The organism is Variovorax sp. PAMC28562, assembly GCF_014303735.1.
In the GTDB taxonomy this organism is placed as follows: domain Bacteria; phylum Pseudomonadota; class Gammaproteobacteria; order Burkholderiales; family Burkholderiaceae_C; genus Variovorax.
Genome location: NZ_CP060296.1, coordinates 4,397,493 through 4,421,574 on the forward strand (window position 1 = coordinate 4,397,493; position 24,082 = coordinate 4,421,574).

A 24,082-nucleotide genomic window follows, 5' to 3' on the forward strand; every position below is an offset into this window, starting at 1 on the left:
GCCAAGAGACCCAAGATTGCGTCTGGCACCGGACCAGCCCCTTCGCGTCTTGTACACGGCGCTGTGGCGCTTCGCGCTCGGCGCACGTGGCCAGCTGGTCGCCTCGCTGTCGCTGCTGACCACGTCTCAGCTCATCCGCCTGAGCATGCCTTTCCTGGCGGGCAAGGCGATCAACGCGTTGCAGCATGGCGAGTTGGGCATTGCAGCGCGCTGGATCGCCTTGTTGATCTCTGTTTACGTTGTCTCGTGGAGCGTGCACGGGCCGGGCCGCGTGCTGGAGCGCAACGTGGCCGTGCGCATCCGCGAGACGCTGGCCGACACGCTCTACGCCCGCATCGCAGGCGCGCCGATGACATGGCGCGACACGCACCACTCGGGCGAATTGCAGCACCGCGTGCACCAGGCCAGCCGGGCTCTGTCGGACTTCGCGCAGAACCAGTTCGTCTACCTTGCCAACGCGGTCAGCTTCGTCGGGCCGCTGGTCGCGCTGGTACTGCTGTCGCGTGTCAGCGGGTTGATCGCATTCTTCGGCTACGTGCTGGTCGGCCTGATCATCCTGCGCTTCGACCGTGCGCTGATGAAGCTGGCCCGCACCGAAAACGACGCCGACCGGCGCTATGTCGCGGCCTTGCTCGACTTCATCGGCAACGCCTCCACGGTGGTCGGCCTGCGGTTGCAGCAAGCCTCGCGCGCGCTGTTGCGGCGGCGCATGGAGGCAGTGTCGACGCCGCTCAAGCGCACTGCGCTGCTCAATGAAGGCAAGTGGGCCACCGTGGACCTGCTCGGTCTCGGACTCACTTGGGCGCTGGTGCTTATCTACGTTTGGCGCGAGCGCACGCCCGGCACGGCGGTGCAGCTGGGCACCGTGTTCATGATCTACCAGTACGCGCAGCAGGCCGCCGCAGTGGTCGGCTCGATGGCCGCCAACTTTCAGGGCTTCGCGCGCATGCACACCGACTACCTGAGTGCCGAGCCGATCTGGAATGCGCCCGATGCGGCGCCCGACACCGCGCATGCAATCGATGCCACGGCCAGCTGGAAGAACATGACCATCGATGGCCTGCGCTGGGACTATGCCGACACGTCGCGTGGCGGTGGCCTGCAGGACGTCGCGCTCACGCTGCGTCGCGGCGAGCGGGTCGCTCTCGTCGGCCCGAGCGGCGGCGGCAAGAGCACGCTGCTGCGCGTGCTGGCCGGGCTGTATGTGCCGCAGTACGGCAGCCTGTCGTTCGACGGTGCGGCGCGCGAATGGCGCTCATTGCGCACACTGGCCACGTTGATCCCGCAAGAGACCGAGGTCTTCGAGGCCAGCGTGCGCGAGAACCTGACATTCGGCGAAGCGCACGACGATTCGAAGCTGCAGGCGGCCCTGCATTCGAGCGCGTTCGACGAAGTGCTCGAAGCGATGCAGGGCGACCTCGACACGATGCTGACCGAGCGTGGCTTCAATCTTTCCGGGGGCCAACGCCAGCGGTTGTGTCTGGCGCGCGGCGTGTTGGCGGCCGAGGGCAGCACGTTGCTGCTGTTGGACGAGCCAACCAGCGCGCTCGATGCCGCGACCGAGACGCGTGTGCTCGACCGCATCGCCGCAGCCTTTCCGGATGCGTGCCTTGTCGCGTCGATCCATCGGCTCAGCGTGCTCGACCATTTCGACAGCATCGTGCTGATGGAAGCCGGCTGCGTGCGCGACTACGGCCCGTGCGACGCGGTGCTGGCACGTCAGCCGCAACTACAAAAAATGGCGGCGAACCCTAGGCCAAACCCTTAAAGTAAAAAAAAGCTACTTGTGGAACGTCCGGCATCGATTGCGTTCCAATGAGCGCCATGCACCTTTCGACCCTGATCCTTCGCGCAGCCGCGGCCCTCTTCATCGCTACCGGCCTCGTGGCCTGCGGCACCAACGTGCCGTTGAACTCGCCGCCGTCGCCCTCGCTGCCGCCGGTGCCGCAGCAGCCGCCTGTCGCTCCACCCGTCACGCCGCCGCCCAAACCAGCACCGCTCTTCGGTTCACCGGCAGCCGGCGCCACTATCGCGCGCTTCGACGGCAACAAGAGCAAAGGCCTGGACATCGCGGGCGAGTTGGGCGACCCGATCCTGGCATCGCGCGACGGCCGCGTCGTCATCGTCAGCAATGCGTTGAAGGCCTACGGCACGATGATCATCGTCAAGCACGACGACACCTACATCACCGCGTACGCGAACATCGACAAGGCGCTGGTCAAAGAGAACGACGTGGTGCGGCAAGGCCAGAAGATCGCCGAGATGGGCAAGAGCGGCACCGACCGCGTCAAGCTGCACTTCGAGATCCGGAAGCAAGGCGTCGCGGTCGATCCGGAGCCTTTCCTGAGCGGCAAGCAACGCTAGGCTTCAGCGCGACGGCGCGAACCTGAGCCGGGCGCCGTGCTCGGGTCGAAGCTCAGGCCGGCTCCAGCACGAAGCCGAAGTCGAGCGTGTGAAACGCGGTTGCCTGCACGCTGCCGTCGGGTGCCGTGCCCGGCGCATGACGCACGTAGTTACCGATCAACGAGTTGCGCACCCCGAACACCGCATCGCTGTCGAGGTACGTATCGCCGTCGACGAACACATGCGTGATGAGCGTTTCGTAGCCCGGCGCCTTCACGATGAAATGCACGTGCGCCGGGCGCCACGGATGCCGCTTGACCGCGGCCAGCATCCGCCCCACCGGCCCATCGGTCGGAATCGGATATGCCACCGGCAACACCGCCTTGAAGTTAAGCCGCCCTTCACCATCGGTCTTGAACACGGCGCGGCCTTGCGGGCCGGTGAGCTCCGGGCGTTGCACGTCGTAGAAGCCATCGGCGTCGGCCTCCCACACATCGACGTCGGCATGCGGAACCGCCTCACCGCCGATGCCGCGCACTGTGGCTTGCACGAAGAGCGGCTCACCGACCGCGCCGCCGGACATGTCGTCGCCCTGCTCGAGCTGCGGCGCGCCGTGCACATGAAACGGCCCGAACACCGTCGCCTCAGTGGCTTGTGGACTCTTCGAATGGTTGAGCGCCACCGTCAGCATCGACAGGCCCAGCGTGTCCGAGAGGAGGATGAACTCCTGCCGTTTCTCGTCGCACTTCTGCCCCGTGGCGGTCAGGAACTGGATGCCCTCCATCCACTCGGCCTCGGTGAGCTTCACCTCGCGCGCGAAGTCGTGCAGATGGCGCACCAGCGCCGACATCACTTCTTTCAATCGCGGGTTGTCGCAGCCAGCGATGCTTTCGAGCACGGCGGTGGTGATGGTGTCTTCGTTGATGTTTCTCATGGGGAACGGTCTCCTGAAATTTCAATCAGCCGGCGCTGCGTAGGAAAGAGCGACCAGCCCCAGCGTTGCTGCGCGTAGCCCCACAAGCCCTGCTTGAAGAAAAGGGTGACCACGATGGCGAGCAGGCCGAGGCCGAGCAAATACCAAGTGCCATAGTCGCTCAAAAATTTGTTGAGCGCCCAGAAGATCACAGCGCCGACGAGCGGCCCTTCGATGCGACCGATGCCGCCGATCACCACCATGAAGATCGCGAAGGCCGACCAGTTGACGCTGAAGGCTGCATCGGGGCTGATGCGCAGATTGCCAACGAAGTACAGAGCTCCCGCCAGCCCGGCACCGAAGGCCGCCACCACATACACGGCGAGCTTCATGCGCGCCACCGGGATGCCCTGAGATTCGGCCGCCACTTCGTTGTCGCGTATCGCGAGCAATGCCAGGCCGCGCTTGCTGCGAAGGAAAAGAAAAACCAACGCGATGGCTGCCACCACGCAAGCCAGTGCCATCCAGTAGGTCACGCTTTCGCGCGTCGCTTTCTCGATACCACGCAGCGCGGTGAGCGTGGTGCCGGAGCCACCCCCCACCGCAGACATGTTGGCGAAGCTAAGGCGAAACACTTCGGCGATGACCCAGGTGCCGATTGCGAAGTAGCCGCCCGCCAGCCGGAACGCGACGTAAGACACAGGCACCGCGATGAGCCCCGCAGCGACGGCACCCAGCGGGATCGCGACAAAAGGATTGAGCCCGAGAAAATTCCCGAGCATCAGCATTACGTACCCGCCAAACCCGAAGTACGCCTGCTGGCCGATGCTCACCATGCCGCCATAGCCCGCGAGCAGGTTCCACATCATCGCGAAAATGAAGTAGCAGGCGACTTGGACGAACTCGCGCATCCAGCTCGATTCGCCCCAGAACGGCAGGCTCGCCGCGACCACCACGAGCAGCGCCGCCATCACCAGCGCGGTACGACTGGCGACCGTTCCCCGCACCACATCGAAGGTCGAATCGGTCATTTTCTTCATCCGCATCAGCCTCGTGTCTTTGGAAAAAGCCCCTGCGGGCGCAGCACCAGCACGAGCAGGAAAACGATGTGGCCGAACCAGATGCCCCAGCCCGGGTCGAGCCTGAAACCGATCTGCTGCGTGATGCCGAGGATCATCGCGCCGGCCAGAGTGCCCCAAAAGGAACCCATGCCGCCGATGATCACGGCCTCGAAGGCAAAGAGCAGCAGCAGCGGGCCGTCGGACGGCGAAACCGTTGTACGCATGCCCTGCAAGGCGCCCGCAATGGCGATCAGTACGAAGGCGATGGCAGTCGCCAATGCATAGACCTTCTTCGCGTTGAGGCCCATGAGTTCGGCGATCTCGCGGTCATCCGACACCGCCCTGAACGAGCGACCGAGCGCCGTGCGTGCGAAGAGCCACTGCAGGGCGGCCGTCGCCACCAGCGCGATCGCAAGCACGATCAGCGGCAACATGCCGACCGACAGCGACTCACCAATGCGCAAGCCTTGCGTGTTGAGACCAGCCGTCTCGATGGAGCGCGGGTCGGCCGAGAACAATTCGAGCAGCATGTTCTGGATCACGATCGAGAGGCCGAAGGTCACGACCAGCGACGGCAGCGGATCTTTGCCGAGCGTGCCGTTCAACACGTAGCGCTGCAGCGCGTAACCGAAGGCGAAGGCAACAGGCAGCACCGCGACAGCGGCCGTGGCCACCTGTGCCGGCGCATCGCCGAACAGCGTGGTGCTCGTGATGACCGCGAAGGCACCCAGGATGATGAAGTCGCCCTGCGCCGTGTTTGTCAGCCGCATCACGCCGAACATCAGAGACTGGCCGAGCGCGAACAGCGTGTAGAGACCGCCGAGCAGAATGCCCTGGAGGATGGTTTCGATCAATGCAGTGGCTCCACTCGCGTTACGTTTCGTGCTGCCATCACAAGCCGAAGTACGCCTGCGATATCTGTTCGCGCGTCATCGAATCGGAGCGGCCCTGCAACGACACACGCCCCTCCTGCAGACAGTAGATGCGTTGCGACACGCGTTGCGCCATCGTCACGTCCTGCTCGACGATGACCACGGTCATGCCTTCACGCGTGATGTCGGGCATGGCGGCGTAGATCTCGCGGATGACGATGGGCGCCAGGCCCAGGGACAGCTCGTCACACAACAGCACGTCGGGGTTGCTCATGAGTGCGCGGCCCAGCGCCACCATCTGCTGCTGGCCACCCGACAACGACGTGGCGGGATGGCTGCGCTTCTCGGCCAGGATGGGAAAGAGCGCGTAAAGGCGGTTCAGGTTCCACGGCCCTTTGCGCTGTGTGAGGCCACCGATCAGCAGGTTCTCCTCGACGCTCAGGCTCGGAAACAGACGCCGGCCTTCCGGCACCATCGCAAGACCGCGCTTGACGATCTCGCCGGGGGGTAATCCGCCAATGGATTCGCCCTTGAATCGCACCGCATCGCGCGGCGCGCGAACCAGGCCGGTCAGGCACTTGAGCAGCGTCGACTTGCCCGCACCATTGGCGCCGATGATGGCGACCAGTTCGCCTTGCGCCAGCGTGAAGTCGACACCGAACAGCGCCTGCGCATCGCCGTAGAAGGCTTGCAAGCCCTGCGTCTCCAATAGAGCCGTCACGCTTCCATCCCCATGTACACACGGCGCACTTCGCCGTCGTTCATCACGGCACGCGGTTCGCCCTCGGCCAGCTTCTGTCCGAAGTTGATGACGAACAACCGGTCGGCAAGCGACAGCAGCGCATGCACCACATGCTCGATCCAGATCATGGTCATGCCACGCGACTTGATGCGCTGCAGTTCCTCGACCAGCTGCTTCGCCTCGTGCTCGGTTAGGCCGCCCGCGATCTCGTCGAGCAACAGCAACTTGGGCCGCGTCGCCAACGCCCGCGCAAGCTCCAGCCGTTTGCGATTCAGCAGCGTCAGGCCACCCGCCGGCTTGTTGGCGTGCAGCATGAGCCCGGTCTGCTCCAGCACCTCGTGCGCCGTGTTCCAGGCTTCCCGCTCGCTTTGCTGCGCCCCGAAGCAGGCAGCGGTCACCAGGTTTTCGAACACGCTCATGTTGCCGAACGGCTGCGGCACCTGGTAGCTCCGGCCAATGCCGGCCTGACAGCGCTGATGCGGCTTGAGCCCGGTCACGTCGCGCCCCTCGTACTCGATGCGGCCGGCATCGGCCCGCACGTCGCCCGAGATCAGGTTGAACAGCGTGGTCTTCCCCGCGCCGTTCGGCCCGAGGATGCCCAGCGTTTCGCCGTCGCTCACCGACAACGTGATGTCGTCGATGACCTTGAGCGCGCCGTACGACTTGCTGACCGCGTGCAGCGCCAGAAGCGTCATCGCTCAGCCCGGCATCGGCCTCAGCGTGCCACCGACCGGAATGCTCTTGGCAGCTTCGTCGTTGACGATGACCATCTCGTACTTGTACTTCTTGCCCTTGCCCCACTGGCCGAGCACCAGCGGTGTCTTGCTCACGTTCTTGAACGGGCCCTGACCGCCCCACTTCACCGGGCCGACCACCGAATCGATCGACGTCGCGGCCACCGCATCGCGCACGTCGGACGCCTTCTGCGACTTGGCGCGCGACAGTGCATCGACCGCGACTTCGAACAGCGCATGCGAAAAGCCGATCGGCTGCGTCCACTGCTTTTTCGTACCGGCTTCGTAAGCGTCGGCCAGCGCCTTGGCGCTCTGCTTGGTGAGGCTCGATGTGAACGGATGCGACGGGCTCCACCAGACTTCGGTCGACAGGCCATCGCCCAGCTCGCCGAGCGCTTCGATGGCGCCCGGGAACAACAGCGCTTTGCCGAGTGTGATGATCTTCGGCTTGAAACCCTGCTGTTTCGCTTGCGTCAAAAAGGTCTTGGCGTCCGGCGGAATCACCACCCCGGTGACGATCTCGACGCCGTCTTTCTTGAAGGCCGCGATCTGCGCACTGAAGTCCTGCGTGCCATTCTGGAAGCGGCCGGGATCGGTCAGGGTAAAGCCCATTTGCGCCAGCGGCTTGGGAAATCCGAGTTCCTTGTCGCCCCACGCATTGCCGTCGCCGTCGTTGGGAAACAGGCCGCCGACCTTCTTGTTGGTCGCCACCGTCTTCCAGCCATTGGTGTAGGTGGCGATGACGTCCTCGAGCCCCCAGAACACGTGGTAGGTCCAATTGAAACCCTTGGCCGGGTCGCCTTTGCGCCCGAAGAACCAGGGCTGCCATGGCACCACGCTGGAGATGCAGGGCACCTCGTTCAGTTCGCACGCATCGCTCACCGGGTTGGCGGTTTCGGGCGTACCCGCGGTAAGCATGAGCGCGACCTTTTCTTTAAGGATCAGGTCGTTGGCGACTTCGCCGGCACGGTTCGGATTCGACTGGCTGTCTTTCAGAACGATCTGCACCGCGTACTTTTTGCCGCCAATGGTGATGCCGTCCTTGAAGGCCGTCTTCATCTGGTCGATGACCCACTTGTCAGCTTCGCCGAACGGCGCGAGCGGGCCGGTCTGCGGCGACACGAACCCGATCTTGATCGTGTCGGCCGCGAACACCAGCGGCGTAGCGCCGGTGGCGGCGAGGGCCGCTGCGGCCTGGGTGAACTGTCTGCGATTGAAAGCCATGGTTGTCTCCTTCTTCGTTATGTCGTTGCACAAATTCGGTTGCTACCGGACGCAATCAGCGCGGCGGCTCGCCATCCCACGCGCGCTGCAGCAGCGCGCGAATCGCGCCGCGTTCTGCCGGGCCAAAAGGCCGCGGGTTCCAGTACGGATTGCTCACCGCCAGGTCCGCTGCGCGGTCGAGGTCTTCGGCTCGCATGCCAACGTCTTTGAGCGCGGTGGGTGCGCCGTTGTCGCGCGCCAGCGCGTACAGCCCCACCGCCGCTGACGCGCTGCCCAGCGCCTTGGCGATTCGCGCCATGGCAATCGGCGCCGCAGCGGCGTTGAAGGCCAGGGCATGTGGCAACACAACGGTGTGTACCTCCGCATGCGGGAGGTTGAAGCTGCCACCCAGTGTGTGGCACAGCTTGTGGTGCAGCGCCATGCCCACGCTGCCGAGCACACTGCCGCACAGCCATGCGCCATAGAGCGCATCGGTGCGGGCATGGATGTCGAGCGCGTTCTTGCGGATCGACGGAAGCGCGCGTGCCATGGCTGTGATGCCTTCGACTGCCATCAGGTCCATCACCGGATTGCTGTCCTGCGCGTAAAGGCCTTCGGCCGCATGCGCGATGGCGTTGATGCCGCTGGTGACGCTCATCGCCAGTGGCAAGGTCTGCGAAAGCTCGGGGTCGTAGAGGACGGTGCGCGGCAGCACACGCGGGTCTTTGCCGGTCTTCTTCACGCCGGCTTCGGTGAGGCCGTAGATCGACGTCATCTCACTGCCGGCGTAGGTCGTCGGAATGGCGAGGATCGGCAAGCCCGAATCGAGTGCGATCGCCTTGCCCAGCCCGGTGGTCGATCCGCCGCCGATGGCGACGGCGCAGTCGGCGCCGAGCCGGCGTGCCACGTCTCGTGCTTCGCGCGCCGTCTCGATCGGCACGTGCATCACCGCGCGGTCGAAGATGCCAGCGGCGTGCGTGCCGAGCATGTCGGCCACGCGCTCGGCCTGCGTGCGTTGCTCGGGCGTCGACAGCACCAGCGCGCGGCGCCCGCCGAGGGCGTCGATCTCGCGCGCCAGATGCTTCAGCGACCCGATGCCGAACACCACGCGCTGCGAATGGCTGGTGTAGACGAAGTCTTGCATCGGAGCTTTCACTGCGGCTTTTTTCAACGCACGAAGTGCGGCGGAATCTGCGCGTCGATATTGACCCACACGCTCTTGACCTGCGTGTATTCCCGCATCGCATCGAACCCCATCTCGCGCCCGTATCCGCTCTGGCCCACGCCACCGAAAGGCGAGCCCGGATTGACGCGCTTGTAGCTGTTGATCCACACCATGCCGGCGTGCAGGTCGCGCGCCATGCGGTGGGCGCGCTGCAGGTTGCCGGTCCACAAGCCGCTGCCCAGGCCGTAGTCGGTGCCGTTGGCGATCTGCATCGCTTCCGCCTCGTCCTTGAAGGTCAGCACGGTGACGAAGGGACCGAACACTTCTTCCTGTGCAATGCGATCGCGTGACGAACGCGCCCGCACGATGGTCGGCTCGACATAGCAACCGGCCGCCAGGTCACCGCCCGGTGCGCGGCCTCCCGCCAACACCTCGCCGCCCTGCTCGCGCGCGATGTCGACATACGCCAGCACGCGGTCTTTGTGCAACGCGCTGGTGAGCGGACCCATTTCGGTCGCATCGTCGAGCGGATTGCCTAGGCGGATCGACTGCGCGAGCGGAACGAATTTCTCGAGAAACGCATCGGCGATTTTTTCGTGCAGCATCAAACGCGAGCCGGCGATGCAGGCCTGCCCCTGGTTATGAAAGATCGCCCAGGCACTGCCGTTGACTGCGGCCTGCAGGTTGGCATCTTCGAACACGATGTTCGGGCCCTTGCCGCCGAGTTCGAGCTGCACCTTCTTGAGATTGCCAGCACTGGCTTGGACGATGCGGCGACCGGTCGCAGTGCTGCCGGTGAAGGCGATCTTGGCGATGTCCGGATGCTCGGCGATGTACTGGCCCGCCACGCTGCCCAAGCCCGGCAGCATATTGACAACGCCGGGTGGCAGGCCGGCCTCGGCCATCAATTCTGCGATCTTCAAAGAGCTGAGCGGCGTGATCTCCGAGGGTTTCATCACGATGCAGTTACCCGCAGCGAGCGCGGGCGCCATCTTCCAGCTGGTGAACATCAGTGGAAAGTTCCACGGCACGATCTGGCCGACGACGCCGACCGGCTCGCGCAGCGTGTAGTTCAGGAAGCCGGCCTCGACCGGAATCGTCTCGCCCTGGAACTTGTCGGCCATGCCACCGAAGTAGCGGAAGCACGCTGCCGTGCGCGGCACGTCGAGTCTGCGGGAGTCGCGTATCGGATGGCCGGTGTCGAGCGATTCGAGTCGCGCCAGTTCTTCGGTGTTGGCCTCGATCAGGTCGGCGAGCTTGAGCAGGATGCGTCCACGATCGGCGGCCGCCATGCGGCTCCACGCGGGAAACGCCCGCTTCGCCGCAGCGACGGCCTTGTCGACGTCGGCCTTGCCGGCGAGTGCGACGTGGGCGATGGTCGAGTTGTCGTGCGGGTTGAGCGTAGCCAGCGTTTCGCCCGATTCGGCATCGACGAAGCGTCCGTCGATAAAGAGCTGGTGGCGAACAGGCGTGACAAGGCCAGCCGCGGCCTGAATGTCCGCAAGAGTCATGAAAAGGTTTTCCTTGGTGCGGTCGCGATGGACCGCGTGGCTTCAGAACTGAACGGGGATCTCTGGGCTTTCGCCCTTCTGGATCTCGTGGACCAGGGTGGGCGAGCCGTTCTCCCAGACCAGCAGCATCGAGCGCTTGGGGCTGTAGCCCTGGTGCCGGCAATAGGCGGGCATGGCGGACATGTCTCCCGCCTTCATGATCACGCGGGCCATCGGCTTGCCGGTGTTCTTGTCGGCGCAGTCCCAATGGATCTCATCGGTCATCTGGAAAAACCACTCGACGCGATCGTTGCCATGAATGATCGGCAGCATGTGCTCTTCGGTGGTCGGGCACATGAAGCTGTGCTTCACCACCGAGGTGAAACTCGGGTTCCACGTCACTTGCGAGCGGCTCAAGAAGCCGAACAGGCTGAACGCATGGACTTCGTTCTCGAAGCCGGGCTCGGGATGCAGCTCGGGCTGAGACTGCGAGACGTCGGCGAAGGCCCGGTTGATCGGCGCCCCGCTTTCATCGCTGCGCAGATTCAGGTCGCCTTTGAGGCCGACGCAACGCGTGGCGAGTTCACGGGCTCGGGTGATCTTCGCGGTGTTGCTGCCGTTCTTGCGCCCGTAGGCGGAGCCGGTCTCCTGCGGGGCGGAGAAGGGATCGAAGCTCTCGTTGGTCCAGTCGTCCAGCATCGCCTCGAAGGTGGCACGGATCTGTGCCGTCGGGAAGTTCTCCAGCATGTCGATGCCGGCGTCCTTCATGGTGCCGTTGAAACTGCCGGCGTACATGTCGACCGACTGGTAGTGGTTGACCGTGCCGAACACGTTGTCGAAGTTGACCCAGCCGTAGAAGAAGCCCCAGGCCACGTCGCGCATCAGTGCACGCAGGTAATTGCCGGCGTCCATCGTGTGGCTCATGGGCCGGCCGTCGCGCGTCTTCCAGTTGATATGGACGAAGTATTCGTCACGCCGAAAGCCGAAGCTGCCGAGCGAAAAATTCTTGTAGCCGAGTGAAGCGTCGGGCTGCGACGCGATCACCTTGGCGAGTTCTGCGGGTGCGTTCATGGGTGTGGCTCCTCGGTCAGTGCGTTTGGCAGATATCGGCCCACTTCTCGATCGAGAGGTCGCCCTTGCAGGTCTGCAGCACGATCACCCCGGGCTCGCCGGGCGTACGGAACTGGTAGGCGGTGCTCTTGGGCAGCAGCGCCTGATGGCCGCGCGACAACTTCATCCAGCCCATCTTCTGGCCACGGGGTTCGCCCTCGACCCTTACCGCACCGTTCTTCTCGACGTCGGCAACGGCCTGCGCCGCGTCGAGCTTGACCAGGTGCACTTCGACCTCACCATCCATCACCAGCGCGAACTCGTCGTGCGCACAGGTGTACCAAGGCGAGGTTCCCTCTGCGCGCAGCGTTTCGAGCACGTAGATCTGGTTCTGCCCGAACACGACTTTTTCGTAAGGCTTGCTCTTGCTCGCGATCTCGAAGCAGTTGGAAAACGCGTAGTGGCGCACGTCGTCGGAGATCGGCTCGACGTGACCCTTTTCAAAATTCTTCAGCGACCCGAAACGGGTCTGGTAAACGGCTGCCATGGGGTGTCTCCTTTGGTCATCCTGTGGTGGTCGACGAAGCGCCATCGTGGTGCTGCGGGATGGAGGCACTTTATGAAACGGACTGGTTTTCCGGTAGGCCTTAAATGTGGCCCGCATTGTTCGGTGAATCCGGTCAATCGACAGGGTTTTCCCGAGGCTGGAACCCACTGGAGACGCTCAGTCGAAGATCAGTTGCGCGGGCAACAAACCCTTGTCGACCATGGCTGCGTCCCATGGCGGCACGCGCGCGAAGGCTGCCACGATGTGTTCTATGAAGAGCTTGAGCTTGAACGCATTGCGCGACGTCCCGGCATAGACGGCGCTCAGCGAAAACGAAGACAACTGGTGCTGCGGCAGCACCACCTGAAGATCGCCTCGCAAGATCGCATCGCCGGCGACGAGCGTAGGAAGGCACACGATACCGGCATGCTCCAGCGCATATTCCCGCAGCAGGTGGACGCTGTTGGTGAGCAGGCTGGCCGTCATGTACATGGTCACCTGTTCATCCGCATGATGAAAGGTCCAGCGGTCGCGCGTGGGGTAGCCCGAGTAGAGCCCGAGCGTGTGCTTGTGCAGTTCTCGCGGGCTCTCGGGCGTGCCGCGCGAACGCAGATAGTCGGGCGTGGCGCAGAACACGCGACGCACCGGAAAGAGCGGGCGCGACACGAGATCGGTCGACGCCGCCGGAAAAATTTGCAGCGCGCAATCGACACCCGCCTTGACCGGATCCACGACGGCGTCGCTGACGATCAGCTCCAGGTGAATGTCTGGATAACTCACCTGGAATTCGCGAAGCAAAGACGCGAAGTGACCCAGTACGAAGCCGGTGAGCGCATGCACGCGCAAGGTGCCCACCGGCCCGCTCTTGGCATCGCGCATCTGGTCGATGACGTCGTTCGCCCGTCCGACGAGTTCGGTGCAGTCCCGCAAGAAAGCCTGGCCCACATCGCTGAGCCGGACGACTCGCGTGCTCCGATGAAAGAGCGGTGCGCCGACATGGTCTTCGAGTTGCCTGACGCGGGCGGTGACGACGGAGCGCGCGACACGCATTTGTCGGGCGGCCTCGGCGAAGCTCTGGGTTTCGGCGACGCGGACGAATGTCTCTATGTTTTCTAGGCGGTCCATGCGCGGGAGGGTAACGCGTGTCGTGCGTTCGGTTTTGCGGCTACAGCTTTGCCCGCCTCCATCGACACGCCGGTTTGGTCAGCTTGTGGAAGGGTTCGGCCGTGCAGCATGGTTCACACATGAAAAATGCTCCGCGCTTTGGCCTGTCTCGCGCCGCAATGAAGCGGCTCGCAGGCCTCACCCTGATCCTCGCCGGCATGAGCCTGCTGATCGAAGGCGTGCGCGCCGTGCTGCTTTAGTAACGGCTTGCGTAGAGGTCTGCATGTGCGGCTGGCGTCGCCGCTGCACCCACCGGTCTCGCTGCTAGGTCGTCTTCTCGATCCGCCCACCCAGATACGCCGCCCGCACTTCGTCGTTCGACCACAACTCCGCCGGCTTGCCTGACACCGCCAGTCGTCCGGTCTCCAGCACGTAACCGCGATCGGCCACCGACAGCGCCATGCGCGCGTTCTGCTCGACCAACAGCACCGTGGTGCCGCGCCGGCGAATCTCACCGATGATCGAAAACACCTTTTGCACGATGACGGGCGCGAGTCCCAACGAAGGCTCGTCGAGCAGCAGCAAGCGCGGTTTGGCCATGAGGCCACGCGCCACGGCGACCATCTGCTGCTGTCCGCCCGACAGCATCCAGCCGAGCGAATCGGCAAACGGTCGGATGTCGGGGAAAAGGTCGAACATCTCGTCGGATTCGCGGATCAGTTCAGCCTTGGCGATACGCCCGCGGTTCGACGCGCCCAGCATGATGTTCTCGCGCGCGGTGAGTCCCGGGAACAAACGTCGCCCCTCGGGCACATGGGCGATGCCGAGCTTGACGATGGTTTCCGGCCCGAGCCCGGCAATCGACTTGCCATCGAACAGCACCTCGCCGCTGGAGGGTTTGTTGAGCCCGGAGATCGCGCGCAGCGTGGTCGACTTGCCGGCCCCGTTGGCACCCAGCAGCGTGACGACTTCGCCGCTCTCGATCGACAGCGAGAGGCCGCGCAGCGCCTCGATCTCGCCGTAGCGGACGTTCAGTCCTTCAAGTGAAAGCAGGGGCATCGGGTTCCGTTCCGAGATAGGCCGCGATGACGTCGGGCTGACGCAGCACGTCGGCCGCCACGCCATCGGCGATGCGGCGACCGAAGTTGAGCACGGTGATGCATTCGGCGACCTCGGTCACCAGCGTCATGTCGTGATCGATGATCAAAATCGTCAGGCCCTTCGCGGCGATGCGTTTCAACAGATCGCGCAGGCCTAGCTTTTCCGTCGAGTTGAGCCCGGCCGCAGGCTCGTCGAGCAGCAGCAACGTCGGGTTGCCGGCCAACGCGCGGGCAATCTCGATAAGACGCTGGTGCCCGTATGAAAAGCCGGTCACCAGTTCGTGTGCGCGCGCTTCGAGCCCGACGAATGCGAGCGCCGCGCGCGCGCGCTCGACCAGCGCCGCGTGACCCGAAGCAATCTGATTGCCGGGATGCTCGGCCCCGATGATCACGTTCTCCAGGGCCGTCATCGAGCGAAAGAGCCGAATGTTCTGGAAGGTGCGACCCAGCCCCGCGACCGTGCGCGCGTGAGGCGGAAGCGCCGTCACGTCGCGACCGCCGAGCAACACGCGACCCGAGGTCGCGGTGTAGATGCCCGAGAGCACGTTGAGCGTGGTGGTCTTGCCCGAGCCGTTGGGTCCGATCAATGCATGAACCTGCCCACGCCGCACCGAAAACGAAATGCCGTCGACCGCCTTCACGCCGCCAAAGTGCTTGCAGAGGTCTCGTACTTCGAGCGCCATCGGCGCGGCGTCGGCGCTGGCCGCATAGGCCGGCGCCAGCATCAGCTCGGCCGGCGCTCCGGCGAACGGCGGCGGTGCCAGCCAGCGGCGCACACGGTTCTGCACGAAGCCCCAGATGCCGTCGGGCATGTAGCGAATGATGAGGATGATCGAGAGCCCGTAGATCGCCAGGTACAGCCCCGGCACGCTCTTCAAAAAGCGCAGGCTCTCCGGCAGCACGATCAATAGGCCCGTGCCGATGAGGGCGCCGACCGGCGCTGCCACGCCACCGAGCAGCGTCATCGTGATGAAGACGATCGACTCGGCAAAGCTGAACTGGTCGGGACTCACGTAAGCGAAGCCGCCGGCAAACAGGCCACCGCCGATGCCGCCGAGCACGGCCGACAGCGCGAAGGCGGCGACCTTCACCTTGTAGACGTTGATGCCCGCGACGCCGGCGGCCAGTTCGTTGTCGCGCACCGCACGCATCGAACGGCCGAGCGGTGTTTGCGGCAGCCGCCACACCAGATAGCCGATGACCGCGACCGCGAATACACAAACGCCGAGAAACGCCTGCGACGACTGGAACAGCAGCGGCCGCTGAATGCGCCCGACGCCATCGGGCCCGTGCGTCACCGGAATCCAGTTGACCATGATGAGCGTCACGATCTGCTGGAAGCTGATGGTCACCATCGCGAGGTAGTGACCGCCCAGCTTGAGCGTGGTCATGCCGAGCAAGGCACCCATTACCAGCGCGATGCCCGCGCCCATTGCCAGAGCGAGCCAGAAGTTCATGTGCAGGTCGGCGGTGCCGAGCCCGACCGCGTACGCGCCGAACCCGAAGAACGCCGCCTGCGCCAGATTGATTTGCCCACAGAGCCCGAGCACCACCGTCAGCCCGAACACCGCGATGGCGAAGGTCGATGTCTGCACCAGGATGTGGACCGTGTAGTCCTGCATCGGCACCAGCGTGACGACTGCCACCGCTGCTGCCGCCAGGGCCGCGAAGCCCAGGGTACCCAACGTCTGCCGTGTGCTCGCCACGGCTATGCTTTCTCGGCCACGCGCTCGCCGAAGATGCCCTGCGGTCGAAAGATGAGGAACGCGACGAGCACCAGAAACGCGAAGCCGTCCTTGTACGGAACCGAGATGTAGGCGGCACCGAAAGTCTCGATCACGCCGAGCGCGAGCCCGCCGATGATCGCGCCCTTGACGTCACCGAAGCCGCCGATGATGGTGGCCGCAAAGGCCTTCAGCGCGATGGTCGAGCCCATCTGGATCGACACGAAAAGAATCGGCGCCACCAGAATGCCCGCCACGCCACCGAGCAGCGCCGAGTACACGAAGGTGAGCATGATCATCGCGGACACCGGGATGCCGAGCAACGACGCCATCTCCTTGTCTTGCGAGGTCGCCTGCAGTTTTTTGCCGAGCATGGTGCGCTCGAAAAACCAGAAGTTGAAGGCGACCAGAACCAGCGTCACCACCATGATGAGCAGGTACTGGCTGTCGAGGTACACCGGCCCGATCTGCAGGCCCGGCGTATCGAACCAGCCTTCCAGCACTTGCGGTTGCGGCCCGTACAGCGCGAGCACCGAGTTGGACAGGAAGATGGACGCGCCGATCGTTGCGATGATCACCGGCAAAAACGTGCGGTTGCGCAGCGGGTAGTACACACCGAGGTTGAACACCGCACCGAGGAGCGCCATGCCGGTGAGCGCCGCCAGAAAGGCCCAGCCGTACGGCCACTTGAGGTCGACGGCGAAGACGACCATGAGGTACGCGCCGACCATCGAGAACTCGCCCTGCGCAAAGTTGACGACGTTGGTCGCGCGAAAAATCAAGACGAAGCCGAGAGCCACCAGCGCGTACACCGCGCCGATGCCCAAGCCCGTGAAGAAGAGCTGAAGGGCGAGATCCATCGCGGATCAGGTGCCCGACTCGACGTGCTTGTCGAAGACGATGTTGCCCTTGTCGTTCTTCACGATGTTGTAGCCGTGCAGGCCGTCGCCGTTGGCGTCGAAGTTGTACTCACCCTCGGCGCCTGCGTGCTTGCGAATGGCCAGGATGGCCTCGCGCACGGCGACGGGATCGGTCTTGCCGGCTTTGTTGATCGCCATGCACAACACCGTGATGGCGTCGTAGGTCCATGACGACTGGTTGTCGGGCGCGACCTTCGCGACATCGCGGTAGGCCTTGCCAAAAGCCTTGGAGGCCGGGCTCGATTCCTCGGCATAGTCCGCCACGCCGTAAGTGCCGTAGAGCGCCGGGCCGGCAAGCTTCAAGGCCGTGATGTTCACGATCGATGGCGAGCCGATGTAGGGAATGGTCACGCCGAGTTGGCGCAGTTGCCGGGCGAACACGCCGAGGTCGTTTTCGAACGTGAAGTAGGAGCCGAGGATGTCGGCGCCCGACTGCTTGATGGCGAGCACCACCGGCGTGAAGTCCTGGCTCTGATTGGCGTAGCCCTGATCGAGCGCGATGGTCGTGCCTTCGTGTTTGGCCAGGCCTGCCGTCAGTGCCTTGCCGCCCGCCGTGCCAAAAGCGTCCGTCGAATGCACGATCGCCCACTTTTTCTTGCCGAGCGTCTTGACGCCGTATTCGGCGATGACGCTGCCCGAGTACGAGTCGTTGGGACGAAAACGAAACAGCCACTGGTTGCCCATGTGCGTGAGCGTCGGGTCTGTGCCGCCGATCATCACCGGCTTGCCGATCTTCATCACGTCGGGTGCCATCGCGTGGACTTGCGTCGAACGAATCGAGCCGAGGAAGCCGACGATATCGGTCTGCGAGGCCAACTTGGAAAATGCCAGCACGATGCCCGGATTGGTGGTCTGGTCGTCTTCGACGATCAGTTCGACCTGCTTGCCGAGCACGCCGCCTGCCTTGTTCACAGCTTCGATCGCGAGCTTGGCCCCGATCTGTGCATACCTGCCCGACTCGGCGGCCGGACCGGTCACCGGCGCGCACATGCCGATCTTGATGGTGGCGCCCTGCGCCCACGCCTGACCCATGAAGCCGGGCAGTGCAATGCTCGCGGTGACAGCACCGGAAAGAGCCCCTGAAAACTTGCGGCGGGAAATGCCGGAGGTGTGGCGGATGGTCATGACGTCCTGTGGGTGTGCGGCACCGCTGTATCGCGGCATCGTTGTCTCAACGGGCAATGTATTTCAGCGCCCGGTAAAACCGACCGAGGGTATTCATCCATGACCGGCACTACGTTGCGTGGTGTCGGTGTCGACGCTCGCTGGCGCGGCGTCCGCTATCGGTCCGTCAGGACGGCCACATCGACTGGTCGTCGGCTGCCGAATTCCAGAACTTCCACCACGGCCGCGCAATCGGCGGCTTCTCGGGCGGCAGTTGTTGCATCTGGCTCGCCCGCAGGCGTCGCCTGCGTTCGACTTCCAGTGCATGCGCGATGCCGAAGGCTTCTCGGTCACCACGTGCCGCCTGCGCACGCCAGCTCGCAGCGAGGCTCGCGAGTGCATCGTCATCGATGTGGGCGAGTTGCGGGGGTGTCGGCACGGTGGTCATGTGACATCGAAGATAACGCACTAACGCGATGGCGAACCGGTGGTCATCCCTGAATCCCCACTTTGTTACGGTCCCTTCAACAGATCGGCATCTTTTCTGACACGGGTTTGTAGCGGGGTCACTGCCTGGGGCTTTTCCAAAACCATGCTTCGCCGTGCGTTGCGCCGAAAGCGGTAGGCCCACACATCATCGCGGTGCAGCGCGTCGACAAAGACAAGCCCTGCGCGCAGCAGTTGGTGAAGGCATATCACTCGGCTGAAGTGAAGCGCTTCATCGAGTCGAAATTCAACGGCGCGCTCGTACCGGCTTTCTGAACGAACTGCCAAGCGGCAGGGGCCGGCCACTAGGAGGCTGCCGGCGTCACGCCACCTTCGGACAGGCGCAGCACGGCTCGCTGCATGTGACGCGTGGCCATGCGCCGCGCACGTGCGCTGTCGTGGTCGGCGATCGCCTTCACGATGTCCGCGTGCTCGGCCCGAACGGCATTGGCAAAGTCCGACCTGCGCGCCTCGTTCGCACGCGTCACCCGCATCGCGTCACGAAGGTATTGCTCGATAAAGCCGATAAACAATTCGAACTGCGGATTGCCTGTCGCCTCGGCGATTTTTCGATGAAAGAGCAGGTCCTCGGCCACGCCGTCGGCTCCGGCCGCGGTGGCGGCGTCGAGCGCCTTCAACGCCATGCGCAGTGCCCGCATCTGGGCTGGAGTTGCACGCTCGGCAGCCAGTGCCGCCATCTCGCCTTCGAGCGCACGACGAACCTCTACGACCTGTACGACGGACAAGGGAGACGTCAGCACGCGCGAGTCGAACACCAGCGGCTGGGTCACCGACGGCGGCTGAACGAATGCGCCAGAGCCCTGGCGCGAGCGCAACAGCCCGCGCAAGCGGAGCTGGTGCAGCGCCTCTCGCACCACGCTGCGCGAAACGCCATGGGCATCCGCAAGCTGGGCTTCGGTCGGCAAGCGATCGCCTGGGCGCAGTTTGCCCGTTTCGATCTGCGCAGCGAGGATCGAGGCCAGCCGATCCGACAACCGCTCGACCGCCAGCAAGCTGGTCGGCGCGGGGGCTGCTGACAGGGTCATCGTGCGGACGAGGCTGTCGGTCTTCCGGCGGCACGCGCGTTGACATAGACCGCGTAGAGCGAGGTGGTCGCGCAAATGAAAAGCCGGTTCAGTTTGGGGCCACCGAAGCAGACGTTCGCCACGGCTTCAGGCAATCGGATCTTGCCAAGGAGCGTTCCGTCGCTCGCATAGCAGTGCACGCCATCGCCGGCGCTCGTCCAGAGGTTCCCTTGCGTGTCCAGGCGAAAGCCGTCGAACAGTCCGGCGCTGGACTCGGCGAATACTTCGCCGCCGCTCAGGCTGCGACCGTCGTCACCGACCCGAAACCGGCGAATGTGCATCGGCCCGTCAGCGATGTGCGTGGCACCGGTGTCGGCAATGTAGAGCAGGCTTTCGTCGGGCGAGAAGGCCAGGCCGTTAGGCTGCACGAAGCCACCGGCCACTCGCTCGACAGGGCCACCGTCTGTGCCGACACGATAGACCGCGCATTCTCCGGTCTCGCTGGTCGCCGCGTCGCCTTCGTAGTCACTGTCGATGCCATAGCTCGGGTCGCTGAACCAGACGCTGCCGTCCGACTTGATCACCACGTCGTTCGGTGAGTTGAGGCGCTTGCCTTGGTAGGCAGAAGCGAGCACGGTGCGGCTTCCGTCGTGTTCGGTGCGCGACACGCAGCGCCCGCGGTGCTCGCAAGACACAAGGCGGCCCTGGAGATCGACCGTATGGCCGTTGGTGTTGAGCGCCGGCTGCCGGAACACCGACGCCGAGCCATCCGTGTCGTCGAAGCGCAGCATGCGGTCGTTCGGAATGTCCGACCACACCAGATAGCGTCCCGCCGCGAACCACGCCGGCCCTTCGGCCCAGCGGCATCCCGTGTAGAGCTTGTCCACGTGGACATTTGGGAACACGAGTTGCCGGAAGCGCGCGTCGATCACTTCGAAATCGGAATCCAGCTTGATGGTCATGTCTCGCCCTTTCGTCGGTTGAACGGCTTCCTGCTCGCGATCATTCACTCGGAGTGACGGCGTCCACGCCCATAGACGAGCAGCATCGCGATGATGACCACGCCATAGATCACCTGGCGGCCCATCTCCGGAATCTGCATCACCGACAGGATCGATTGCAGCAAGGTGATCATCACCACGCCGACGACGGTGCCGAGGTAGGAGCCTCGTCCACCCAATATGTTGGTGCCGCCCAGCACCACCGCTGCGATGGCAGGTAACTGGTAGGCGTCGCCCATCGCCTGGTAGGCCTTGGTCGAATAGCCGGTGAGCAGTACACCGGCCGCGGCCGAGCAGGCCCCCGCGATGACGAAGCACAGCAGGGTGACTCGTCGCGTGTCGATGCCGGACAGGTAGGCGGCGCGTTCGCGGTTTCCGACGGCATAGATCGAGCGGCCCAGCGTCGTGCGGTGCAGCAGGAACATGGTCGCAGCGCCGACGACTGCCCACACCAGCAACGCATTCGGCAAGCCGAAGACCAGCCGACCGGTCGCCAGTTCGTGCATCGCAGGGGTCGCCCGGTCTTGCGGCGCAAAGCCACCGGTCTGCAGCACGATCAGGCCCTGGGCGACGGCGTTGATACCCAGAGTGAAGATCATCGAGGGCACCCGCAGGTACGCCACGCCGATGCCATTGAGCAAGCCCAGCATCGCGCCGCATCCGATGCCGAAAGGAATGGCCAGCAACGCGCCGGTGTCGCCCCACCAGCCTGCCGCGGCAGTCGACATCATGCCGCCCACCGTGACGACCCACGGCACCGAAAGATCGATACCACCCAGCAGGATGACGAGCATCGCGCCGGTCGCGACCACGCCAAGGAAGGAGGCGATCTGCAATTGCAGCAACAGATAGTCGGCCGAGAGAAAGTTGCGGGAATACAGGCTGCCGATCAGCAGGAGGCCGAGCGTGCACAGCGCGCCCGCCACCACCGGCAGATGGCCTGAATCGCGAAGTCGCAGCACGAGGGTCGTCATGCGCGCGTCATCGGAACATGTCGAGCCGGTTGTCGAGCCTGAGCAGGCGGAGCGAACCGAGGCTGACCGCCACCAGCAGGATCACGCCCTGGAACAACGGCTGCCACAACGGCTCGAGGTCGAAGACGAAAAGCAGGTCACCGATGGTGCGGAGCGTGAAGGCGCCGAAGATCGATCCGATGGCGCTGCCGGCGCCTCCCGACAGCACCGTGCCGCCGATCACGACGGCGGCGATCGCATTGAGCGTGTAGACGCCGCCGATGGCCGCCGACGCTTCGCCCGAGAAGGTGACGAAAGTCAGCAGCAGCCCCCCCACGGCGGCCAGAAAGCCGGCCAGCGTGTACGCGACGATCCTTGCCCGGCCGATTGCAACGCCGGACATGTAGGTCGCGGCTTCCGACGACCCGATGGCCAGCGCAGCGCGGCCGACGACCGAGCGGCTGTACGGGACCCACACCAGCAGCACCACGGCGAGCAGCACGACCAGCATCGTCGGCACACCGCCAGGCAACGCACCGGTGAGCGCCTCGGCGAGATCGGCCTGCACGTCGCCACCGGGTACTGGCCGCAGGCCGAGGGAGAAGCCGAAATAGATGATGCCGGTGGCCAGCGTCGTGATGATCGGCTGCAGCCTTCCGTAGACGATGATCGCGCCGTTCACGAAGCCGCAGGCAGCCCCTGCCGCCAGCACTGCAATCACGCCGACGGCCGCCTGCAACGGCGTACCGACCACCAAATGCGACGCCAGGCAATTGGCCAGCACGAACACCATGCCGACCGAGAGGTCGATGCCTCCCGTCAGGACCACGAGCGTCTGAGCCATCGCGACGATGGCCAGCAGCACGCCCTTGTTCGCCGCCGTCGTCAAAACAGGCACCGTCCATCCGACCTGGTGCTTGGCAATGTAGAGCGCGAAAATCACGACGAACAAGGCAACTGCGATCAGCGTGGCACGGTGTTCGCGCAGACGGTGGTACGCGTCGGAGTGCATCAGGCGGCCTCGGCCTCGAGGTTGAGTGCGCTCGACACCAGCGCGTGTTCGGTGAGTTCGGCGCCGGCCAGCCAGCGCACGATGCGCCCGTCGAAGAACACCGCGACCCGATCGCAGCAGCCGATGAGCTCCGCATAGTCCGTGGAATACAGCATGACCGCGGCGCCCGCGGCAGCGAGTTCGCGCAGCAGCGCGTAGATCTCCTGCTTGGTACCGACATCGATGCCGCGAGTCGGGTCGCTGAGCAACAAGACGCGCGGCGCGTTCATCAACCACTTGCCGATAACGACCTTCTGCTGGTTGCCACCCGACAGCGTGCCGACGGGCACGCGCACGTTCGACACCTTGATCGACAGCCGTCGCACCATCTCCGCCACGGCTTTGTCCTCGACCGCGGTCGCGACGACACCCATGCGGCTCAGGCGATCGAGCGCCGCGAAGCTGAGGTTGTCGTTGACCGACATGGGCAGCATCAGCCCATCGGTCTTGCGGTCTTCGGGCACCAGGGCGATGCCTACCTCGGTGCTCTTGGCGTGTCGGGGATTGCGGACCTCGACCGACCGGCCCTCCAGCAAGAGTTCGCCGGCCGCACCGCGCAACACGCCGAACAGGGCCAGGAACAACTCGCGCTGCCCCTGACCATCCAGGCCGCCGAGGCCCACGATCTCGCCAGGCCGCACTGCGATGTCGATGTCGTGAAGGCGGCCGTTCCACGACAGGCCGCGTACCTCGAGCGCCGGCGTGGCGGAGGGGTCGCAAGGCGCGGGCTTGGGGGGGTACGCATGCGCGATGTCGCGCCCGATCATCATTTCCACGGTCTGCGCATCGCTCTGCGTCCCGGCCGCGAAGGTGGCCACGTGGCTGCCGTTGCGAAACACGGAACAGTCGTCGGCAAGTTCCTTGATCTCGTTCATGCGGTGCGAGATGTAGACGATCGCCATGCCTTCGCTGCGCAGCCGATTGAGCAGCATGAACACGCGCTTCACGTCGGCCGCGGTCAGCGCCGAAGTGGCTTCGTCGAGGATCAGGATCTTCGGTTCGCGCGCCAGGGCTTTCGCGATCTCGACCATTTGCCGACGGGAGAGCGTGAGGCTCTCCACCGGCGCGAGCGGATGGATGTCTTCGGCACCCGCTCGCGCCAATGCGGCTTCGGCCACGCGACGTTGCGCCTTGCGATCGACCAGGCCGAAGCGCGTGGGTGGATCGGTGATGCAGATGTTGTCGGCCACGCTCAGATCGGGCATGAGCGACAGTTCCTGAAAGATGCAGGCAATGCCGGCGCGCACCGCCTGCTGCGGGTGCGCGAACCGACGCTCCACGCCTTCGAGGACGATCCGGCCTTCGTCCGGCTGGACTACACCGGACATGACCTTGATCAGCGTCGACTTGCCCGCACCGTTCTCGCCCAACAATGCATGAATGCGCCCAGGCGCGACGGCAAAGCTGGCGTGCTCGAGCGCACGCACGCCGCCGTAGCGCTTGGCCACGTCGATCAGTTGCAGGATCGGCTCCACGGCGTCGAGTGCGCGGTCT

General features: G+C 64.6%; 24 protein-coding genes. 3 read left to right on the forward strand and 21 right to left on the reverse strand.

The genetic code is table 11. The features are described 5' to 3' along the window. Positions 1-49 precede the first annotated feature (49 nt). The gene (locus tag H7F36_RS20600) at positions 50-1,768 is read left to right on the forward strand and encodes an ABC transporter ATP-binding protein (protein WP_261802420.1); all 1,719 of its coding nucleotides are present in this window, start codon (positions 50-52) and stop codon (positions 1,766-1,768) included. Between the two features lie 56 nt (positions 1,769-1,824). Further along, positions 1,825-2,364, forward strand: coding sequence for a peptidoglycan DD-metalloendopeptidase family protein (locus H7F36_RS20605; RefSeq protein WP_187052520.1), 540 nt, complete (start codon positions 1,825-1,827; stop codon positions 2,362-2,364). A gap of 52 nt (positions 2,365-2,416) precedes the next feature. Here H7F36_RS20605 and H7F36_RS20610 read toward each other — a convergent pair whose 3' ends face one another. The 16 genes from H7F36_RS20610 to H7F36_RS20685 all read right to left on the reverse strand — a co-directional run bounded on the left by H7F36_RS20610 (position 2,417) and on the right by H7F36_RS20685 (position 18,520). Then, positions 2,417-3,277, reverse strand: coding sequence for an intradiol ring-cleavage dioxygenase (locus tag H7F36_RS20610; protein WP_187052521.1), 861 nt, complete (start codon positions 3,275-3,277; stop codon positions 2,417-2,419). After that, positions 3,274-4,287: a branched-chain amino acid ABC transporter permease gene (locus H7F36_RS20615; RefSeq protein WP_187052522.1), complete on the reverse strand. Its 1,014-nt coding sequence runs from the start codon at positions 4,285-4,287 to the stop codon at positions 3,274-3,276. Before H7F36_RS20615 ends, H7F36_RS20610 begins: the two co-directional genes overlap by 4 nt. A gap of 14 nt (positions 4,288-4,301) precedes the next feature. After that, complete coding sequence (locus H7F36_RS20620) at positions 4,302-5,171, reverse strand: branched-chain amino acid ABC transporter permease (protein WP_187052523.1); 870 nt, start codon at positions 5,169-5,171, stop codon at positions 4,302-4,304. A gap of 37 nt (positions 5,172-5,208) precedes the next feature. Continuing rightward, positions 5,209-5,910 carry an ABC transporter ATP-binding protein gene (locus H7F36_RS20625; protein WP_187052524.1) on the reverse strand — a complete coding sequence of 234 codons (702 nt, stop codon included), beginning with the start codon at positions 5,908-5,910 and terminating at the stop codon, positions 5,209-5,211. Then, the gene (locus H7F36_RS20630; RefSeq protein ID WP_187052525.1) at positions 5,907-6,626 is read right to left on the reverse strand and encodes an ABC transporter ATP-binding protein; all 720 of its coding nucleotides are present in this window, start codon (positions 6,624-6,626) and stop codon (positions 5,907-5,909) included. Before H7F36_RS20630 ends, H7F36_RS20625 begins: the two co-directional genes overlap by 4 nt. A 3-nt stretch (positions 6,627-6,629) precedes the next feature. Continuing rightward, entirely contained in the window at positions 6,630-7,889 is a 1,260-nt protein-coding gene (locus tag H7F36_RS20635) for an ABC transporter substrate-binding protein (RefSeq protein ID WP_187052526.1), read from the reverse strand. 55 nt (positions 7,890-7,944) lie between these two features. Further along, the gene (locus tag H7F36_RS20640) at positions 7,945-9,012 is read right to left on the reverse strand and encodes a maleylacetate reductase (RefSeq protein WP_187055128.1); all 1,068 of its coding nucleotides are present in this window, start codon (positions 9,010-9,012) and stop codon (positions 7,945-7,947) included. A 23-nt stretch (positions 9,013-9,035) separates the two neighbouring features. Further along, the gene (locus H7F36_RS20645; RefSeq protein WP_187052527.1) at positions 9,036-10,544 is read right to left on the reverse strand and encodes an aldehyde dehydrogenase family protein; all 1,509 of its coding nucleotides are present in this window, start codon (positions 10,542-10,544) and stop codon (positions 9,036-9,038) included. Positions 10,545-10,586: 42 nt separating this feature from the next. After that, on the reverse strand, positions 10,587-11,594 hold the full coding sequence (locus tag H7F36_RS20650) for a hydroxyquinol 1,2-dioxygenase (RefSeq protein WP_187052528.1): 1,008 nt from the start codon (positions 11,592-11,594) through the stop codon (positions 10,587-10,589). Positions 11,595-11,610: 16 nt separating this feature from the next. Next, entirely contained in the window at positions 11,611-12,120 is a 510-nt protein-coding gene (locus tag H7F36_RS20655) for a hydroxyquinol 1,2-dioxygenase (protein WP_187052529.1), read from the reverse strand. 177 nt (positions 12,121-12,297) lie between these two features. After that, complete coding sequence (locus H7F36_RS20660; protein ID WP_187052530.1) at positions 12,298-13,245, reverse strand: LysR family transcriptional regulator; 948 nt, start codon at positions 13,243-13,245, stop codon at positions 12,298-12,300. A 303-nt stretch (positions 13,246-13,548) separates the two neighbouring features. Next, positions 13,549-14,283: an ABC transporter ATP-binding protein gene (locus tag H7F36_RS20665; protein ID WP_187052531.1), complete on the reverse strand. Its 735-nt coding sequence runs from the start codon at positions 14,281-14,283 to the stop codon at positions 13,549-13,551. Then, positions 14,264-16,030 carry an ABC transporter permease subunit gene (locus tag H7F36_RS20670; protein WP_222620409.1) on the reverse strand — a complete coding sequence of 589 codons (1,767 nt, stop codon included), beginning with the start codon at positions 16,028-16,030 and terminating at the stop codon, positions 14,264-14,266. Before H7F36_RS20670 ends, H7F36_RS20665 begins: the two co-directional genes overlap by 20 nt. Positions 16,031-16,032: 2 nt before the next feature. Next, positions 16,033-16,908, reverse strand: coding sequence for a branched-chain amino acid ABC transporter permease (locus H7F36_RS20675; protein ID WP_187052532.1), 876 nt, complete (start codon positions 16,906-16,908; stop codon positions 16,033-16,035). A gap of 6 nt (positions 16,909-16,914) precedes the next feature. After that, positions 16,915-18,093, reverse strand: a complete 1,179-nt coding sequence (locus tag H7F36_RS20680; protein ID WP_187052533.1) for an ABC transporter substrate-binding protein — start codon at positions 18,091-18,093, stop codon at positions 16,915-16,917. Positions 18,094-18,259: 166 nt separating this feature from the next. Beyond that, a complete protein-coding gene (locus H7F36_RS20685; RefSeq protein WP_187052534.1) occupies positions 18,260-18,520 on the reverse strand; it encodes a hypothetical protein in 261 nt (86 codons plus the stop codon). A gap of 194 nt (positions 18,521-18,714) precedes the next feature. Here H7F36_RS20685 and H7F36_RS20690 point away from each other — a divergent pair, with 194 nt between their 5' ends. Beyond that, a complete protein-coding gene (locus tag H7F36_RS20690; protein ID WP_315971430.1) occupies positions 18,715-18,834 on the forward strand; it encodes a MetQ/NlpA family ABC transporter substrate-binding protein in 120 nt (39 codons plus the stop codon). Between the two features lie 29 nt (positions 18,835-18,863). Here the strand turns inward: H7F36_RS20690 and H7F36_RS20695 are convergent, their stop codons facing one another. Genes H7F36_RS20695 through H7F36_RS20715 form a run of 5 tightly spaced genes read right to left on the reverse strand, consistent with a single transcriptional unit; the run spans position 18,864 to position 24,063 of the window. Next, positions 18,864-19,604, reverse strand: coding sequence for a FadR/GntR family transcriptional regulator (locus tag H7F36_RS20695; protein WP_187052535.1), 741 nt, complete (start codon positions 19,602-19,604; stop codon positions 18,864-18,866). Then, positions 19,601-20,545 carry an SMP-30/gluconolactonase/LRE family protein gene (locus tag H7F36_RS20700; RefSeq protein WP_187052536.1) on the reverse strand — a complete coding sequence of 315 codons (945 nt, stop codon included), beginning with the start codon at positions 20,543-20,545 and terminating at the stop codon, positions 19,601-19,603. Before H7F36_RS20700 ends, H7F36_RS20695 begins: the two co-directional genes overlap by 4 nt. A gap of 44 nt (positions 20,546-20,589) precedes the next feature. Further along, complete coding sequence (locus H7F36_RS20705; RefSeq protein WP_187052537.1) at positions 20,590-21,558, reverse strand: ABC transporter permease; 969 nt, start codon at positions 21,556-21,558, stop codon at positions 20,590-20,592. A 7-nt stretch (positions 21,559-21,565) separates the two neighbouring features. Next, a complete protein-coding gene (locus tag H7F36_RS20710) occupies positions 21,566-22,549 on the reverse strand; it encodes an ABC transporter permease (RefSeq protein WP_187052538.1) in 984 nt (327 codons plus the stop codon). Next, a complete protein-coding gene (locus H7F36_RS20715) occupies positions 22,549-24,063 on the reverse strand; it encodes a sugar ABC transporter ATP-binding protein (protein WP_187052539.1) in 1,515 nt (504 codons plus the stop codon). The genes H7F36_RS20710 and H7F36_RS20715 overlap by 1 nt, the downstream gene beginning before the upstream one ends. Positions 24,064-24,082 lie beyond the last annotated feature (19 nt).

Excerpts from the sequence above, each read along its gene's own strand:
- H7F36_RS20605 (WP_187052520.1), top strand. The coding sequence starts at position 1,825 with ATGCACCTTTCGACCCTGATCCTTCGCGCAGCCGCGGCCCTCTTCATC.
- H7F36_RS20610 (WP_187052521.1), bottom strand. The coding sequence starts at position 3,277 with ATGAGAAACATCAACGAAGACACCATCACCACCGCCGTGCTCGAAAGC.
- H7F36_RS20615 (WP_187052522.1), bottom strand. The coding sequence starts at position 4,287 with ATGACCGATTCGACCTTCGATGTGGTGCGGGGAACGGTCGCCAGTCGT.
- H7F36_RS20630 (WP_187052525.1), bottom strand. The coding sequence starts at position 6,626 with ATGACGCTTCTGGCGCTGCACGCGGTCAGCAAGTCGTACGGCGCGCTC.
- H7F36_RS20635 (WP_187052526.1), bottom strand. The coding sequence starts at position 7,889 with ATGGCTTTCAATCGCAGACAGTTCACCCAGGCCGCAGCGGCCCTCGCC.
- H7F36_RS20640 (WP_187055128.1), bottom strand. The coding sequence starts at position 9,012 with ATGCAAGACTTCGTCTACACCAGCCATTCGCAGCGCGTGGTGTTCGGC.
- H7F36_RS20645 (WP_187052527.1), bottom strand. The coding sequence starts at position 10,544 with ATGACTCTTGCGGACATTCAGGCCGCGGCTGGCCTTGTCACGCCTGTT.
- H7F36_RS20650 (WP_187052528.1), bottom strand. The coding sequence starts at position 11,594 with ATGAACGCACCCGCAGAACTCGCCAAGGTGATCGCGTCGCAGCCCGAC.
- H7F36_RS20655 (WP_187052529.1), bottom strand. The coding sequence starts at position 12,120 with ATGGCAGCCGTTTACCAGACCCGTTTCGGGTCGCTGAAGAATTTTGAA.
- H7F36_RS20660 (WP_187052530.1), bottom strand. The coding sequence starts at position 13,245 with ATGGACCGCCTAGAAAACATAGAGACATTCGTCCGCGTCGCCGAAACC.
- H7F36_RS20665 (WP_187052531.1), bottom strand. The coding sequence starts at position 14,283 with ATGCCCCTGCTTTCACTTGAAGGACTGAACGTCCGCTACGGCGAGATC.
- H7F36_RS20675 (WP_187052532.1), bottom strand. The coding sequence starts at position 16,908 with ATGGATCTCGCCCTTCAGCTCTTCTTCACGGGCTTGGGCATCGGCGCG.
- H7F36_RS20680 (WP_187052533.1), bottom strand. The coding sequence starts at position 18,093 with ATGACCATCCGCCACACCTCCGGCATTTCCCGCCGCAAGTTTTCAGGG.
- H7F36_RS20685 (WP_187052534.1), bottom strand. The coding sequence starts at position 18,520 with ATGACCACCGTGCCGACACCCCCGCAACTCGCCCACATCGATGACGAT.
- H7F36_RS20695 (WP_187052535.1), bottom strand. The coding sequence starts at position 19,604 with ATGACCCTGTCAGCAGCCCCCGCGCCGACCAGCTTGCTGGCGGTCGAG.
- H7F36_RS20700 (WP_187052536.1), bottom strand. The coding sequence starts at position 20,545 with ATGACCATCAAGCTGGATTCCGATTTCGAAGTGATCGACGCGCGCTTC.
- H7F36_RS20705 (WP_187052537.1), bottom strand. The coding sequence starts at position 21,558 with ATGACGACCCTCGTGCTGCGACTTCGCGATTCAGGCCATCTGCCGGTG.
- H7F36_RS20710 (WP_187052538.1), bottom strand. The coding sequence starts at position 22,549 with ATGCACTCCGACGCGTACCACCGTCTGCGCGAACACCGTGCCACGCTG.